The sequence below is a fragment of the Mycolicibacterium hodleri genome (genome assembly GCF_025822245.1).
Classification (GTDB): domain Bacteria; phylum Actinomycetota; class Actinomycetes; order Mycobacteriales; family Mycobacteriaceae; genus Mycobacterium; species Mycobacterium hodleri.
The window spans coordinates 102,228-115,810 of record NZ_JACKTL010000050.1 but is presented as its reverse complement, the minus strand read 5'-3'; the positions used below and the strand labels follow the sequence as shown (position 1 = coordinate 115,810).

Genomic DNA, 13,583 nt, shown 5'->3' with positions numbered 1-13,583 from the left:
GGAGCGAGATGGGAAGGGGGTAACCGACGACATGGCGTGTACCAATGGACGGCGGGGCGTGAACGCGGTCCGTCCGGGTACCCGTTCTCCCGACCGGCCCCATGAAAGGACCCATGACAGCAGCACGACAGCATCTCGACCAGTCCGCCTTGGCCGAAGCGCAGCGCGTCGTGACCGCGGTGGCCGGCGCGTTCTCGGCGAAGGTCGTCGGACAGCACCACCTCCGCGAGTCCATGCTGATTGGCGTGCTCGCCGGCGGCCATCTGTTGGTCGAGAGCGTGCCCGGGCTGGCCAAGACGACCGCCGCCAGGGTCGTCGCCGAATCGGTGGGCGGAGAGTTCAAGCGCATCCAGTGCACTCCCGACCTGCTGCCCAGCGACATCATCGGCACCCAGATCTACGAGGCCGCGACCAACTCCTTCGTCACCCGGCTCGGCCCCGTGCACGCCAACGTGGTGCTGCTCGACGAGATCAACCGGTCCAGCGCCAAGACCCAGAGCGCGATGCTGGAGGCCATGGAGGAACGCCAGACCACCATCGCCGGCGTCGAGTACCCCATCCCGGAGCCGTTCCTGGTAATCGCCACCCAGAACCCGGTCGACCAGGAGGGCACCTATCCGCTGTCGGAGGCCCAGACCGACCGCTTCATGCTCAAGGAGGTGGTGCACTATCCGTCGACCGAGGACGAGGTCGAGGTCATCTCCCGGATGGACGCGGGCCTCTTCGACAAGGACCACCGCACCATGCCGGTCGTCAGCCTCGACGACGTGCGCCGGGTTCGGCGGTTGGTGGCGTCGGTCCACATGGACCGCGCCCTGATCCAGTACGCCAGCCATCTGGTCGGCGTGACGCGCGACCCGGAGGCTCACCTGTCCCCGGGGATCGCGCGGCTGATCGAGTACGGTGCCAGCCCCCGCGCGACCATCGCGTTCTGTCGCACCGCCCGGGCGCTGGCGGTGCTGCGCGGGCGTACCCACGTCGTGCCCGACGACGTCGCGAAGCTGGCGCACCGCGTGTTGCGCCACCGGCTGATCCTGGGCTTCGAGGCGGCCAGCGCCCGCGTCACCCCGGACGTGGTGGTGGACGCGGTCCTGCAGGCAGTGCGGGTGCCGTGAGTGGGCGTCCATCTCGACCGCGCCAGGACGCACTTCGGCCGCGACGGCAACGGCCTGCTCGAGGGCGGCCGGTACGCGCTGGTGCACACCCGCAGCCTCGAGTTCGACGACTTGCGTCCCTACGTGCAGGGCGACGACGTCCGTGACATCGACTGGAAGGCCTCGGCCCGGTCGGGCCAGGTGCTGATCAAGCGCTTCGTCACCGAGAAGCACCACAAGATCATGGTGGTGGCCGACGCGGGCCGGAACATGTCCGCGTCGGCGCCGTCCGGGGAGCGCAAGCGCGACGTCGCCGCCAACGTCATCGGCGCCATGGGCCTGATCACCCTGCCGCGTTCCGACGAGATCGGCATGGTGTTCGGGGACGCGCGCGGTTGCGTCGACGTCCGGCTGCGGCGTGGCGAGACCCACGTCGAGCACATGCTGCACCGCTTCCACGACCACGCCACCGACCGGCCGGCGGCCAGTCGCATTGTCGCGCAACTCGATTGGGTGGCCCGGCACCAACGCCGCCCGCTGTTGCTCTTCGTGGTGTCCGACGAGCCCGACCCCGACGACCGGCTGGCCGAGGTGCTCTCCCGGCTCACCGCGCGGCACGACGTCATGTGGGCGATGGTCTCCGACATGCCGGCGATCGGATCGGCAGAGGACGAGGACGACGGCTTCGACGTCGCCGACGGCGGCTTCGTCTTCGGTGGTGCCGCGCTCGGCTCGCGCGTGGTGGAGGCCTACCGCCGCGCCGAAGCTCAACGGCGCGAGCGGCTCTCGGACTTCATGGTCGGCCACGGCATCCCGCATGCCGTGATCGGAGGCAGCACCGCGATCCGCAACCAGTTGATCGGGATGACCGAGGTGTACGCCCGTGCCGGATGACCTGCTGCGCCACGTCATCGGGCCGACGCCCTACTCGTCGTGGTGGCTGTGGCTGGCGATCGGGCTGTCGCTGCTGCTGGTCGCCTGGTACGTCGGCGTCTTCGTGCTCACCATGCCGCGCCGGCGGTTGCGCACCATGCCACTGGTCGGGGCGGCCCGCGACCGCGTGATCCGCTACCGCGCCGCGCACCACGTCCGCGCCATCGGGGACCGGTACCGGGCGGGCGAGTTGGCCGCCGCACCCGCCGGGGAGGCCGTCAGCCGCGAACTGCGGCGCTTCCTCCGCCAGGTCAGCGGCGTTCGCGCGGAGTACATGCAGATCGAGGACGTCGAGAACAGTGACATCGCGCCTGCCGCACCGCTGTTGGCGAACCTGGTCGACGTCCGCTTCAACGCGGCCTCGGAATTGGACGTCGGCCAGATCAGCCGGGACGCCGAGGAGTTGATCCGCTCGTGGGGCTGACGTGGATGCTGGTGGTCATCGCGGGGTGCGTTGCCCTCGCCGGCTGCATCGCCGCGGTGCTGTTCCAGCCGATGGGCGCCCAACGCCGGCGGCTGCGCCCGCTGGCCAACACCGCACGACTCACCCTGCTGCCGGAATACGCACGTGCCGTTCGGGCCCGCACGGTGGCGGCGGTCGTGACGATCGTGCTGCTCGCGGTGATGTTCGCCGGATCGGTGATCGTCGCCGCTCGACCCACGGGATTACCCACGACGGCAACGCGTTTCGGCGGCGGTGATCCTGAGGACGTGATGATCTGCGTCGGAGCGCCCCCGACGGACCCGGCGGTCGCGGCGACGCTGGGGTACTTCGCCGGCCACGTCGACGACTTCGGCACCCAGCGCATCGGGTTGACGTCGACGAACCGCCGAGTCATCCCGCTGACGCGGGACTACCAATACGCCAAGCAGACGCTCTCGGACTACGCCCAAACTGCCGACCAGCGCGGGGACGTGGCGGCGTTCTCGGCCCCGGTGACCTACGTGGACTACTCCGCGAACCTCGACGATCTGCTGAGCCTGTGCTTGACCGGCTTCCCGGGCTTCGATCAGCCGACGGCACAACGTCGTTCGCTGATCTACGTCGGCCCCGACTCGACCCCGCCCGGCGATCCGGCGCTGTTCACCCCCGATCGGCTGCACGATCTCGCGGTCACGGGTGCGGTCCAGGTGAACGCCGTGCTCACCGGGCGGGACTCCGGCGCGCTGTCGGCACTCGCCCGCGACACCGGCGGACGCGCACTCTCCGCGGGTCCCAGCGTGACCGCGAGCCTCGACGACATCCGGGCCCACCCGCCTGCGGCCAGGTTCAGCGAGGACGCCGACGGCGACACGGCGCCGGAGTCCCCCGACGTACCGGTGTTGATCGCGCTCGCGGCGGCCGTCGCGTTGGCCGGATGGCCCATGGTGCAACGCCGATGACGCTGCAACCCGTGTTTCCGCCGCTGCTGCTGGCCGCCGTCGCCGTGATCATCCTGGTTGCCCGCGTCGTCGCGCTGCGCCGGCTGTCCCCGGCGGCCCGCACCAGGGGCGCACTGTGGCGGTGGGGTGGACTCACCGCGGCGGCACTGCTGCTCGTCGTGTCCGCGGCGCGACCCGTGCTCGACCCGGCCGACCCCGACACCCGCGTGGCGGACTCCCAGGCGCCCAACGTGTTCGTGCTCGTCGACCGGTCCCCCGACATGGACGTCCGGGACGAACCCGACGGTGCGTCGAGGATGACCGCGGCGCGAACGGACGTCGCCGCACTGCTCGACCGCTACCCGGATGCGCGCGTCGCCGTCATCTCGTTTGCGAGCCGGGCGTCGTTGGATTGGCCGCTGTCGGCGGACACCTGGAGCCTTCGACCCGTGGTCTCCACTCTGACCCCGTATGCCGCCGGCCCCGACGCGGCGGCCGAGACCAACGCCGGGGCGGCGGGAAACATGTTGCGCTACCAGCTGATCAGTGCGGTGCAGCAGTACCCGAGGGCGCGCAACCTGGTCTACTACCTCGGGGCCGGCGCCCCAGAAGCGGCCCTCCCACCGCGCGACTTCAACCTGCCCGAGGGCGCGGTCGACGGCGGGGCGGTGCTCGGCTACGGCAGCCCCGTGGGCGGTCCCATTCCCGGCACGGACGTCACGCAGTCGGTGGTGGACGAGGCCACGCTGCGCGGCGTCGCCGACCAGATCGGCGTCCCGTATGCCCTGCGCGGCGATGGCAACGGACTGGCGTCGGTGCTGCCCGCCGAGCCCGGCGACCGCGGCCAGGCCGCGACCGGCAGCGGGACCGCCAGCCGCACGGAGCTGTATTGGGCGCCGGCCGCGGTGGCGGCCCTGCTGGCGCTCATCGAGCTGTATCACGTGCTGCGGGAGTTCCGCCGGACCCGGCAAACCATGGTGGACGTGTCCATATGAGCCAACGAGCGTGGTGGCGACGGGGTTCGCTTCGGACGCGACTGCTGGTGGCCTCGGCGCCAGTGTCCCTGCTACTGGTCGTCGTACTGCTGAAGCTGTGGACGGTCGTCGTCGCGGGCGGCTCGGCCCCCGCCGACTTCGCCGCACGCGACGCCGACGCCCTCCGCGGCGACGTGTCGACGCTGAGCATCGCCGACGTCGTCGAGCCGACCCGGACCCGTTTCGCCGCAGGCACTCTCGCCGTCCTGGAGGATCGGCTCACCGACGCCGACGGCCAGTTCGCCTTGGTGCTGGCCGGCACCGACGCGGCCGCGTCGTGCCCAGTTCGGGTCAACCTCGAACTGGTCAGGGAGACCCTCGGCGACCGGGCGGCCGAGACGTTCGACGGTGCCGCCGTCGGCTGGTACCGCAACGCGTTGGCCGTCGTCGACGCCGCCCCCGCCGGCTGCTTCACGGGCAGCACCGACGCCGACCCCGACCGTCGCGCCGTGCTCGAGGCCACCGCGGCCCGTCTCAACGCGAAGATCGACGCGGTGTCGGTGGCTCCACCACCGCCGCCTCCTCCCCCGCCACCGGCGGCGCCGCCGCCTCCCCCGCCGCCCGCGGCGTCGGGGCCAGGCCCCGACGAGCCCGACCAACGACTGCGACTCAACCCCGGGGCCGGCGATCCGCTGGATCGGTTGCAGCAGATCCTGCGCGACGCGGCGGCGGCCCAGAACGGCGGATGACACCGTCGCGCTCTACCCTCGTGGGGTGGCAACGGTATTGACGGTCAACCGCACGCAGGTCGAGTCGAACGGCACCGGCTCGAGGACGGGCATCGACAAGCGTCCGGTGAACGGGTCGGTCGCGGTTCGGGCACCGGGTCCCATGCGCGGCGGCCTCGGTAGCGGGGTCGTCGACGACGTGATCGGCAACCGGAAGCTGCACGGCGGCGACGACCAGGCCGTCTACGCCTACGCCCGTGAGGATTTGGACGCGTGGGCGGCCAAGCTGGACCGCGAGCTCCCCAACGGCATCTTCGGCGAGAACCTGACGACCATGGGGGTCGACGTCACCGGTGCGGTGATCGGCGAGCGGTGGCGAGTCGGCACCGACGGGGTGCTTCTGGAGGTCACCAGTCCACGGACGCCGTGCAAGACCTTCGCCAAGCGCCTCGGAATCGCCGGCTGGATAAAGACTTTCGCCCACGGTGGCACACCGGGCGCCTACCTGCGGGTGCTCGAACCGGGATCGCTGACCGGTGGTGACGCCGTCGACGTGGTGGACGTCCCGGGGCACGGCATTACCGTCGGCTTCGTGTACCGCGCCCTGCTGGTCGAGAAGGACCTGCTGCCGGAGGTCCTCGCCGCCGATGCGCTGCCCGACGACATCAAGGAACTCGCGCGTCGGCGCGCGGCGGCGGACATGTAGCAAGAACAACGCAAGAGGGGCACCCGCCTGGCGGATGCCCCTCTTGATTGGTGCCGCGGTTAGCGGCCGTTGCCCACGATGGGCGCGGGCGGCCGGTTCACCTGCTGCTGGATGTCGTTGATCCACTGGTGATGGTCGATGCCAGCGGAGTATCCGACCTGTGCCGGGTTGGCGACGGGCGCCGCGGCGGCGGGCCCCGCAAGCCCGACGAGGGCAGCCGCGAATGCGGTGGCGGTGATGGTGGCAAATCCGAACTTCTTCACTTTCGAAGCCCTTCTTTCTCGTTCCTCTTGGTGGTCTGGTGGTTGTAACGCCCAGTTCAGCGCGGTAATTCCGCTGGCGGAAATTGACCGGCGCGTGGCAGGAACGCGTCACGCCGGAAGGTGCCTAGCCCAGCTAGCAAACCATTTGCCGCGCGCCACCCCGGCCGGTGTCCGGCGTCTCCCGGCGTCCCGCATGATGGGGTCGTGAGTACGAGCCTTGGTGTGATCTTCCGCCCCGACTTCCCCCCGCACGAACTCCGGCGCATCGCGACCGCGGCGGAGGCCGCCGGCGTGGACGAACTGTGGCTGTGGGAGGACTGCTTCCAACAGGGTGGCGTCGCCCAGGTCGCCGTCGCCCTTGCCTCCACCGAGCGGCTCAACGTCGGGATCGGGCTGATTCCGGCCCCGCTGCGCAACGTCGCCGCGGCCGCGATGGAGTTCGCCACGTTGGATGCGACGTTCCCCGGCCGCACCCGCGTGGCGGTCGGCCACGGGGTGCAGAGCTGGATGCGACAGGCGGGTGCGGCGGTCGAGTCGCCGCTCACCCTCCTGCGCGAGTACGTGACCGCACTGAGGGACCTACTGGCCGGCGAGGAGGTCACCACCGACGGCCGCTACGTCCGGCTGTCGCAGGTGCGCCTGGAGTTCCCGAGTGCCCGCCCCTACCCGATCCTCATCGGCGGCACGGGGCCCAAGACCCTACGGCTGGCCGGGGAGATCGCCGACGGGGTCCTGCTCGACAGCAGATACGCCACGCACACGGTGGGCGAGGCGCTAGGCCACGTCGCCGAGGGGCGCACCCACGCGACCCGGCCCTTCGACACCACACTGTTCCTGGCCTGCGTGCCGGGCGAGCGCGCCGAACGACGGCTGGCCGACGAGGCGGCGCGACAGGAGGTCCCCTCCGGAGGCGTGTTCGGCGTCGGTGGCACCCCCGCCCAGATCGCCGACGGGGTGGCGCCCTACCTCGCCGCCGGAGTGGACGCCGTCGCGTTGCAACCACTGGACTCGGCGGACGGCATGGCTGACTTCATCGCCACCGCGGGGCAGGTGCGCTCGCTCGTGCCGTGAGACCTAGAAGCGGTTGCGGTGGATGATGATGAGCTGGGGCTGCTGCTGCACCACCGGGGCGTTGGCGGTGATCTGGCTGTTTCCCGGCGAGACGCACTGCGTGGCCGAGCCGACGTCGGTGCAGCTGAGCGGTGACGCGGCGGCCGTGGGTGCCACGGCGATCGCGAGGGCCGCACCTCCTGCGAGGGCCATCGGGGTCAAGTAACGGGAAGCGAAGTGCATGTTGAGTCCTTTGAGCCGCGGAACGCGGCAATCATCTTCTAACTAACTACTTGTTCAACGTCATTGAGACGCAGACCATTCCGTCGCCTACCCGCGGTGTGGCACCGGACACAGACGGAATGAAAACCCCTGCGGTGCAGGTTCAACCCTTTAGACCGGCACGAAGGAAACTCCGCTCCGGAAGAGCGTCCGAATCGCGGCAAGAAGGCCACGACTCGAACACGTTCGACATGAAGGGATGACAATCATGAAGAAGATTCAGAAGCTCGGCTTTGCCACGATCGTCGCCGGTGGACTCGCCGCCAGCGCCCTTGGACTCTCGGGTGCCGCGCAGGCCGACATCGACCACCACGCGTTCATCAACGACATCACGCAGCAGGTCAACGTGCCGCACGTCGACACGACTGTTCACCAGAGCCGCTAACTCAGACACCGAAGGGGGCATCCGCACCGCGGATGCCCCCTTCGTCGTGCCCGGGGCCTGCGCGCTAGGACCGGGTGACGGCGTCGATCGCGCGGTAGATCCGCTGCTCGCTGACCGGTCGCGCGGTACCGAGTTGCTGGGCCCACAGACTCACCCGGAACTCCTCGATGAGACGCGCGACGTCCCGGACGTCGTCGGCCCCGGCCCTGGTCGGCGACAGCGCGGCCACCAGGTCGTCGTACGCGTCCTGTAGGTGGTGCACCCGGTCCATCCGCTCCCGGTCGGCCACCAGGCCCTGGGGCAACCGCTCGAGTCGACGGCCGATGGCCGTCAGGTAGCGGGCCAGGTCGAGCAGGTGCGTGGCGCCCGTGGCGGCGACGAAGCCCGGAGGTAGCAGCGCGGCCAATTGCGCGCGGATGTCGGCGACCGCGTCGGCCTGGGCGGGTACCGGCGTGGCGGGCAGCGCCACCTGCACGTCGTGCAACGCCGTCAGCACCCGCTGAACCCGGGTGAGGACGTCCCGCGTGGTGGGGGCGATGGCCGCCGCGACCCGTTCGAGTAGGGCGGTGAACTCGGCCCGGCTCCACACCGGTTTCGGCGCGAGGCCGGCCACGGCGGCGTCGGCGCAGTCGTCCAGCAGCGCGGCCAGTGATCCGTCGGGATTGCTGCCGAGCACCAAACGGGTCCGGGTGTCGAGCTGCTTCTCCAGTGCCTTCGTCGGCGACGGCACCGCCAGTCGAAGCAGTCGCCGGGTGCCCTTCCCCATGGCGGCACCCTGCTCGGCGGCGGTGGCGAACACCCGCAGGCTGACCGTCGTCCCGTCGTCGACCAGGGCGGGGTAGCCGCGGACCGCGCGGCCACCGCCCGCCGTATCGACGACGCGAGGGAGGTCGTCGAGGTCCTCGGGCCAGGTGCGCAGCCCGGTCCGTTCGAGATCGCCGGCAAAGGCCTGGGCGACGGCGTCGCGCACCGGCGCGGCGAGCCGTTCCTGAAGGACGCCGAGGTCCTTGCCGCGGGCCAGCTCGGTGCCGTCGCCGGCCTCGACGGAGAAGGTGACCCGCAGGTGGTCGGGCAGCTTGCCGAGGTCGAAGGCGTCGACGGGGACCAGCACGCCGGTGCGACGGCGCAGCTCCCGCTGCAGTGCGTCCAGCAGCGACCCGGCACTGGGATCCAGCGATCCGACGACGGCCCGTGCGGTGTCCGGCGCGGGAACGAAGTTGCGCCGCAAGTCCTTTGGCAGCGACTTGATCAGCGCGGTGACCAGCTCCTCGCGCAATGCCGGTACGTGCCAACCAAATTCGTCACCGCCGAGGCGAGCGAGCACCTCGACCGGGACGTGCACCGTGACGCCGTCGTCCTCCCGGCCCGGTTCGTAGCGGTAGGTCAGGGGCAACGACAGGTCGTCGGCCTCCCAGGTGTCGGGCTGATCGGCGTCGGCGTCGTGGCGCAGCAGATCGTCCCTGGTGAACGTCAGCAGGTCCGGCGTGCGGTGCCGCTGCTTCTTCCACCATCCGTCGAAGTGCCGCGCCGACACCACCTCCGGCGGCACCCTGGCGTCGTAGAGGGCGTGAATCTCGTCGTCGTCGACCAGCAGGTCGCGCCGTCGGGCCCGCTCCTCCAGCTCGGCGAGCTCCTCGCGCAGCCGGGTGTTGTCGCGGTAGAAGTGGTGCCGGGTGTCCCAGTCGCCCTCGACCAGGGCGTGCCGGATGAACAGGTCCCGTGCCACCACCGGGTCGACCTGTGCGTACCCGATGCGTCGGCGGGCCACCAGCGGCAGGCCGTAGAGGGTGACGCGTTCGTAGCCCATCACCGCACCCCGCCGGGCGTCCCAATGCGGTTCGCTGTAGGTGCGCTGCACCAGGTCGCCCGCGACGCGTTCGACGACCTCGGGCTCGACACGTGCCGCAATCCGTCCGAACAGTCGACTGGTCTCCACCAGGTCGGCGACGACCACCCAGCGGGGCGGCTTCTTCGACAACACCGAACCCGGTGCGAGCACGAACTTCGAGTTGCGCGCGCCCGCATAGTCTCTGCCGTCGCCCTCGCGTAAACCGACGTGCGACAACAATCCCGCGAGCAGGGCGGCGTGCACCCTCGCCGGGTCGGCGGGTTCCTGGTCGTCGCTCTCGCGGATGCCGAGGTCACGCGCGATGCTGCGCAGCTGCCCCGTCAGGTCCTGCCACTCCCGGATGCGCAGGTAGTGCAGGTACTCGGTGCGGCACATGCGCCGGAAGGCGCTGCCCGACAACGCCCGTCGCTGCTCCCCGAGGTACCGCCACAGGTTCAGGTACGAGGTGAAGTCGGAGAACTCGTCGGCGAACCTGGCATGCTTCTGCCGCGCCGACTCCTCGTGGTCGGTCGGCCGCTCGCGCGGATCGGGGATCGACAGTGCCGCAGCGAGAACCAACACCTCGCGAACGCACCCCTCGGCGTCGGCGGCCAGGATCATCCGGCCGATCCGGGGGTCGAGTGGGAGTTTCGCGAGCCGGCGGCCCAGCTCGGTGATGGCGCCGTCACCGTCGAACGCACCGAGTTCGCGCAGCAGTTGCACGCCGTCGCGGATGCTGCGCGCGTCCGGCGGATCGAGGAAGGGGAAGTTCTCGATGTCACCAAGACCCAGGGCGGCCATCTGCAGGATGACGGCGGCGAGGTTGGTGCGCAGGATCTCGGGATCGGTGTAGCGGGGGCGGAGTTCGAAGTCGGTCTCCGAGTACAGCCGGATGCACACGCCCGGTGCGGTGCGCCCCGAGCGGCCCGCGCGTTGCGCGGCCGACGCCTGCGAGATGGGCTCGATCGGCAGCCGCTGCACCTTGGTGCGCCGGCTGTACCGCGAGATGCGAGCCAGGCCCGGGTCGACGACGTAGCGGATGCCCGGCACGGTCAGTGACGTCTCGGCGACGTTGGTGGCCAACACGATTCGCCGTGCCGATCGACCCGGCTGAAAGACCTTCTGCTGTTCGGCGGTCGGCAGCCGCGCGTACAGCGGCAGCACCTCGGTGTTGGGGTTGAGCGCGTCGCGGAGCGACTCGGCGGTGTCCCGGATCTCCCGCTCGCCGGACAGGAACACCAGGACGTCGCCCGGCGGCTCGGCCTCCAGTTCGCGGACCGCGTCGACGATCGCCTCGGTCTGGTCGCGCACCTCGGTGCGGATCACGTCGTGGTCCGGGTCGTCGGGATCGTCCTCGTCGTCGGAAGATACCGGGAGTTCCAGTGGGCGGTAACGGATTTCGACGGGATAGGTGCGGCCCGACACCTCGACGACGGGTGCCGGGCCCTCCGGTCCCCCGAAGTGCGCGGCGAACCGGCCCGGCTCGATGGTCGCCGAGGTCACGATCACCTTCAGGTCGGGCCGGCGCGGCAACAGCTCCCGCAGATAGCCGAGCAGGAAGTCGATGTTGAGGCTGCGTTCGTGGGCCTCGTCGAGGATCAGCGTGTCGTAGCGCAGCAGCCTTCGGTCGCGCTGGATCTCGGCGAGCAGGATGCCGTCGGTCATCAGCTTGACCAACGTGCGGTCGCTGGCGTGGTCGTTGAACCGGACGGTGTAGCCGACCGCCTCGCCGAGCGGGACACCCAACTCGTCGGCGATGCGCTGGCCGACGGTGCGCGCGGCGAGCCTGCGCGGTTGGGTGTGGCCGATGGTGCCCCGGATGCCGCGGCCCAACTCGAGGCAGATCTTCGGCAGCTGGGTGGTCTTGCCCGACCCGGTCTCACCGGCGACCACGACCACCTGGTGGTCGCGGATGGCGGCGGCGATGTCGTGGCGCTTCTCGCTGACCGGCAGGTCGGGATAGGAGATCTCGGGCACGGCCGCGAGCCGGGTGGCGACGAGGGCTTCCGCCGTGGCGAACTGACCGGCGAGCTTCGCCAGGGTTTCCGGGTTGGCTCCGCTGCCCCGAAGCCGACGCCGCAGCCGGTCGGCGTCGCGGATCGTCAGGCCGTCGAGGCGCGCACGCAAGTCGCGCAATTCGTCGCCGGACACTCGGTCAACGATAGGCGGTCGACCACGGAGGTTCAGCGGCGCCAGAAGTCGTACTCGTCGCGGCCCGGCCGGAACCCGGCCGCCTCGACGACGTCGACGGCCACGTCGAACTTGTCCCCGACCCGGACGGGGACGTGGGCGTCGCTCCCGAAGGACACCGCCCCGCCACCCTCCTCGTACCACCACCGCATCAGGTCCACCGACGCGAGCGGGCTGGAGGTGTTGAGTTCCAGCGGCCGCCCGGAGCTGGCAAGCGCGCGGAACACCGTCCGGTACTCCTCCTCGAAGTCGGCCTCGCGGTACCGGCCCTCGCGCGCCGCGGGCCAGTAGCGCCGCGGGTAGTCGCAGTGGGCCAGCACCTCGAAGACGTCGGATCCCTCGACGAGACGCAGCAGCTCGGCGAAGTAGTCCCGCACGACCTCGTCGGCGGGCCGCGATCGGAAGACGTGGTTGGCGTAGACGAGCTTGCCGTCGTGGACGATCGAGTGCAGCGACCCGAGTACGCGGTCGAAGCGCCCCGACCTCAGCACCGCCGCGACGCTGCCCGCGAAGAGGTGGGGTTCGCCGGCCTCGATGCCGGACAGGATGCGCAGCCCGGGAAACTCGTGACGGCAGCGCTCGATGCTTCCCAGGTACTCGTCGACGTCGACCGGGAGCACGCGCTTGCGAGCGCCGACCAGGGCACCCGTCGGCGGACGGTCGAGGTCGCCCCAGTCGGTGAAGTCGACGTGCTCGGTGAAGGCGACCGCGGGCAACCCGATCTCGACGGCACGGCGACAGGTGTTCACCATGGAGGCGTCCGGTCCGGTGTCCCAGGAGAACTCGGTGTGGACGTGGTTGTCCGAGGGAAGAGTCACGCAGCCCACAGTGGCATGGTCGGCGGGCCTGGGTATGAACGAGTGATGGCTCCGAACCGAATCCACCGGACGGTGGTCGCGGTTCTGCTGACCGTGCTGACGGCGTCGGCGTGCGTCGATGCCCCGCCCGCGCCGATCGCGCCGGAGCCGTCGTCGACCGCCGCACTGCCGCCACCCGGGGCACCGCCCGGGTCCGGTCCGCGGTACGTGGCGATGGGCGACTCGGCCGCGGCGGCGCCGCTGGTGCCCGACCAGGCCGAGCCCGTGGGGTGCCTCAAGTCGACCAACGACTACCCGTCGGTGCTGGCCCGCCGCATCGGGGCGGCGTCGTTCACCGACGTGACGTGCAGCGGAGCGCGTACCGAGGACCTCGTTTCGCACTTCCAGCCCACCCGCACCGGTTCGGTGCCGCCCCAGCTGGACGCGGTGACCGCCGACACCCAGTTGGTCACGGTCACGATCGGTGGCAACGACGTCGACCTGCCGACCATCGCCGCCAAGTGCCGTCGGACCAGCCTGGACGTACCACCCTGTTCGCCGGACCTGGTCGTCGACGGCGCGGACTCCATCTCCACGGCCATCGAGGCCAAGGCCGACGGTTGGTCCGACCTCGTCGACGACATCCGTGGGAGGGCGCCGTCGGCCCGGGTGATCCTGGTCGGCTACGGCACCTACGTCCGGCCGCAGGGGTGCTTTCCCGACGAGCCCATCAATCCGGTCGACGCCGCCTACTTCCAGGCCAGGGTCGACGAATTGGACGAGCGGTTGTCTCGGGTGGCCGCCGATCGGGGCGTCGAGTTCTTCGACGTCCGGCCGCTGTCGGTGGGGCACGACATCTGCGCGGCGCCGCAGGATCGCTTCGTCGAGGGCTTCGCGCCGGTCAGCCCGGCGGCGCCGCTGCATCCCAACGGGGCGGGCGCCCGCGCGGTGGGGACGGCCCTGGCGGACTACGTCGCCGCGGGCCGGTGAG

Annotated in this window: 14 protein-coding genes; 10 read left to right on the top strand and 4 right to left on the bottom strand. The window is 70.8% G+C overall.

What is annotated here, in order from left to right:
• The first annotated feature begins 113 nt into the window (after window positions 1-113).
• From H7J06_RS21345 to H7J06_RS21315, 7 genes are read left to right on the top strand one after another with little or no spacing between them, the layout of a single operon-like run.
• Window positions 114-1,115 carry an AAA family ATPase gene (locus tag H7J06_RS21345; RefSeq protein ID WP_264041105.1) on the top strand — a complete coding sequence of 334 codons (1,002 nt, stop codon included), beginning with the start codon at window positions 114-116 and terminating at the stop codon, window positions 1,113-1,115.
• Window positions 1,116-1,988, top strand: a complete 873-nt coding sequence (locus tag H7J06_RS21340; RefSeq protein ID WP_264041104.1) for a DUF58 domain-containing protein — start codon at window positions 1,116-1,118, stop codon at window positions 1,986-1,988.
• Window positions 1,978-2,451: a hypothetical protein gene (locus H7J06_RS21335; protein ID WP_264041103.1), complete on the top strand. Its 474-nt coding sequence runs from the start codon at window positions 1,978-1,980 to the stop codon at window positions 2,449-2,451. The genes H7J06_RS21340 and H7J06_RS21335 overlap by 11 nt, the downstream gene beginning before the upstream one ends.
• A complete protein-coding gene (locus H7J06_RS21330; RefSeq protein WP_264041102.1) occupies window positions 2,442-3,410 on the top strand; it encodes a hypothetical protein in 969 nt (322 codons plus the stop codon). Before H7J06_RS21335 ends, H7J06_RS21330 begins: the two co-directional genes overlap by 10 nt.
• A complete protein-coding gene (locus tag H7J06_RS21325; RefSeq protein ID WP_264041100.1) occupies window positions 3,407-4,384 on the top strand; it encodes a vWA domain-containing protein in 978 nt (325 codons plus the stop codon). The genes H7J06_RS21330 and H7J06_RS21325 overlap by 4 nt, the downstream gene beginning before the upstream one ends.
• Window positions 4,381-5,112 (top strand): hypothetical protein, encoded by a 732-nt coding sequence (locus H7J06_RS21320; RefSeq protein WP_264041099.1) that lies wholly within the window; start codon window positions 4,381-4,383, stop codon window positions 5,110-5,112. The genes H7J06_RS21325 and H7J06_RS21320 overlap by 4 nt, the downstream gene beginning before the upstream one ends.
• 25 nt (window positions 5,113-5,137) lie before the next feature.
• Complete coding sequence (locus H7J06_RS21315) at window positions 5,138-5,797, top strand: MOSC domain-containing protein (protein WP_264041098.1); 660 nt, start codon at window positions 5,138-5,140, stop codon at window positions 5,795-5,797.
• Window positions 5,798-5,856: 59 nt separating this feature from the next.
• On the opposite strand, the gene H7J06_RS21310 is transcribed toward H7J06_RS21315, so the two are convergent.
• Window positions 5,857-6,060, bottom strand: a complete 204-nt coding sequence (locus tag H7J06_RS21310; RefSeq protein WP_149478179.1) for a hypothetical protein — start codon at window positions 6,058-6,060, stop codon at window positions 5,857-5,859.
• A gap of 204 nt (window positions 6,061-6,264) precedes the next feature.
• Between H7J06_RS21310 and H7J06_RS21305 the strand changes: the two genes are divergently transcribed.
• Window positions 6,265-7,131: an LLM class flavin-dependent oxidoreductase gene (locus H7J06_RS21305; RefSeq protein WP_264041096.1), complete on the top strand. Its 867-nt coding sequence runs from the start codon at window positions 6,265-6,267 to the stop codon at window positions 7,129-7,131.
• Between the two features lie 3 nt (window positions 7,132-7,134).
• Here H7J06_RS21305 and H7J06_RS21300 read toward each other — a convergent pair whose 3' ends face one another.
• Window positions 7,135-7,353 (bottom strand): hypothetical protein, encoded by a 219-nt coding sequence (locus H7J06_RS21300; protein ID WP_264041095.1) that lies wholly within the window; start codon window positions 7,351-7,353, stop codon window positions 7,135-7,137.
• A gap of 247 nt (window positions 7,354-7,600) precedes the next feature.
• Here H7J06_RS21300 and H7J06_RS21295 point away from each other — a divergent pair, with 247 nt between their 5' ends.
• Window positions 7,601-7,777 (top strand): hypothetical protein, encoded by a 177-nt coding sequence (locus H7J06_RS21295; protein ID WP_264041154.1) that lies wholly within the window; start codon window positions 7,601-7,603, stop codon window positions 7,775-7,777.
• A gap of 64 nt (window positions 7,778-7,841) precedes the next feature.
• On the opposite strand, the gene hrpA is transcribed toward H7J06_RS21295, so the two are convergent.
• Both hrpA and H7J06_RS21285 read right to left on the bottom strand, forming a co-directional pair.
• Entirely contained in the window at window positions 7,842-11,756 is a 3,915-nt protein-coding gene (gene hrpA / locus H7J06_RS21290; protein ID WP_264041094.1) for an ATP-dependent RNA helicase HrpA, read from the bottom strand.
• Window positions 11,757-11,788: 32 nt separating this feature from the next.
• Window positions 11,789-12,613 carry a PHP domain-containing protein gene (locus tag H7J06_RS21285; RefSeq protein ID WP_264041092.1) on the bottom strand — a complete coding sequence of 275 codons (825 nt, stop codon included), beginning with the start codon at window positions 12,611-12,613 and terminating at the stop codon, window positions 11,789-11,791.
• A gap of 45 nt (window positions 12,614-12,658) precedes the next feature.
• Here H7J06_RS21285 and H7J06_RS21280 point away from each other — a divergent pair, with 45 nt between their 5' ends.
• Entirely contained in the window at window positions 12,659-13,582 is a 924-nt protein-coding gene (locus H7J06_RS21280) for an SGNH/GDSL hydrolase family protein (protein WP_264041091.1), read from the top strand.
• The last annotated feature ends 1 nt before the right edge of the window (window position 13,583 follow it).

Excerpts from the sequence above, each read along its gene's own strand:
- H7J06_RS21280 (WP_264041091.1), top strand. The coding sequence starts at position 12,659 with ATGGCTCCGAACCGAATCCACCGGACGGTGGTCGCGGTTCTGCTGACC.
- H7J06_RS21295 (WP_264041154.1), top strand. The coding sequence starts at position 7,601 with ATGAAGAAGATTCAGAAGCTCGGCTTTGCCACGATCGTCGCCGGTGGA.
- H7J06_RS21325 (WP_264041100.1), top strand. The coding sequence starts at position 3,407 with ATGACGCTGCAACCCGTGTTTCCGCCGCTGCTGCTGGCCGCCGTCGCC.
- H7J06_RS21320 (WP_264041099.1), top strand. The coding sequence starts at position 4,381 with ATGAGCCAACGAGCGTGGTGGCGACGGGGTTCGCTTCGGACGCGACTG.
- H7J06_RS21300 (WP_264041095.1), bottom strand. The coding sequence starts at position 7,353 with ATGCACTTCGCTTCCCGTTACTTGACCCCGATGGCCCTCGCAGGAGGT.
- H7J06_RS21345 (WP_264041105.1), top strand. The coding sequence starts at position 114 with ATGACAGCAGCACGACAGCATCTCGACCAGTCCGCCTTGGCCGAAGCG.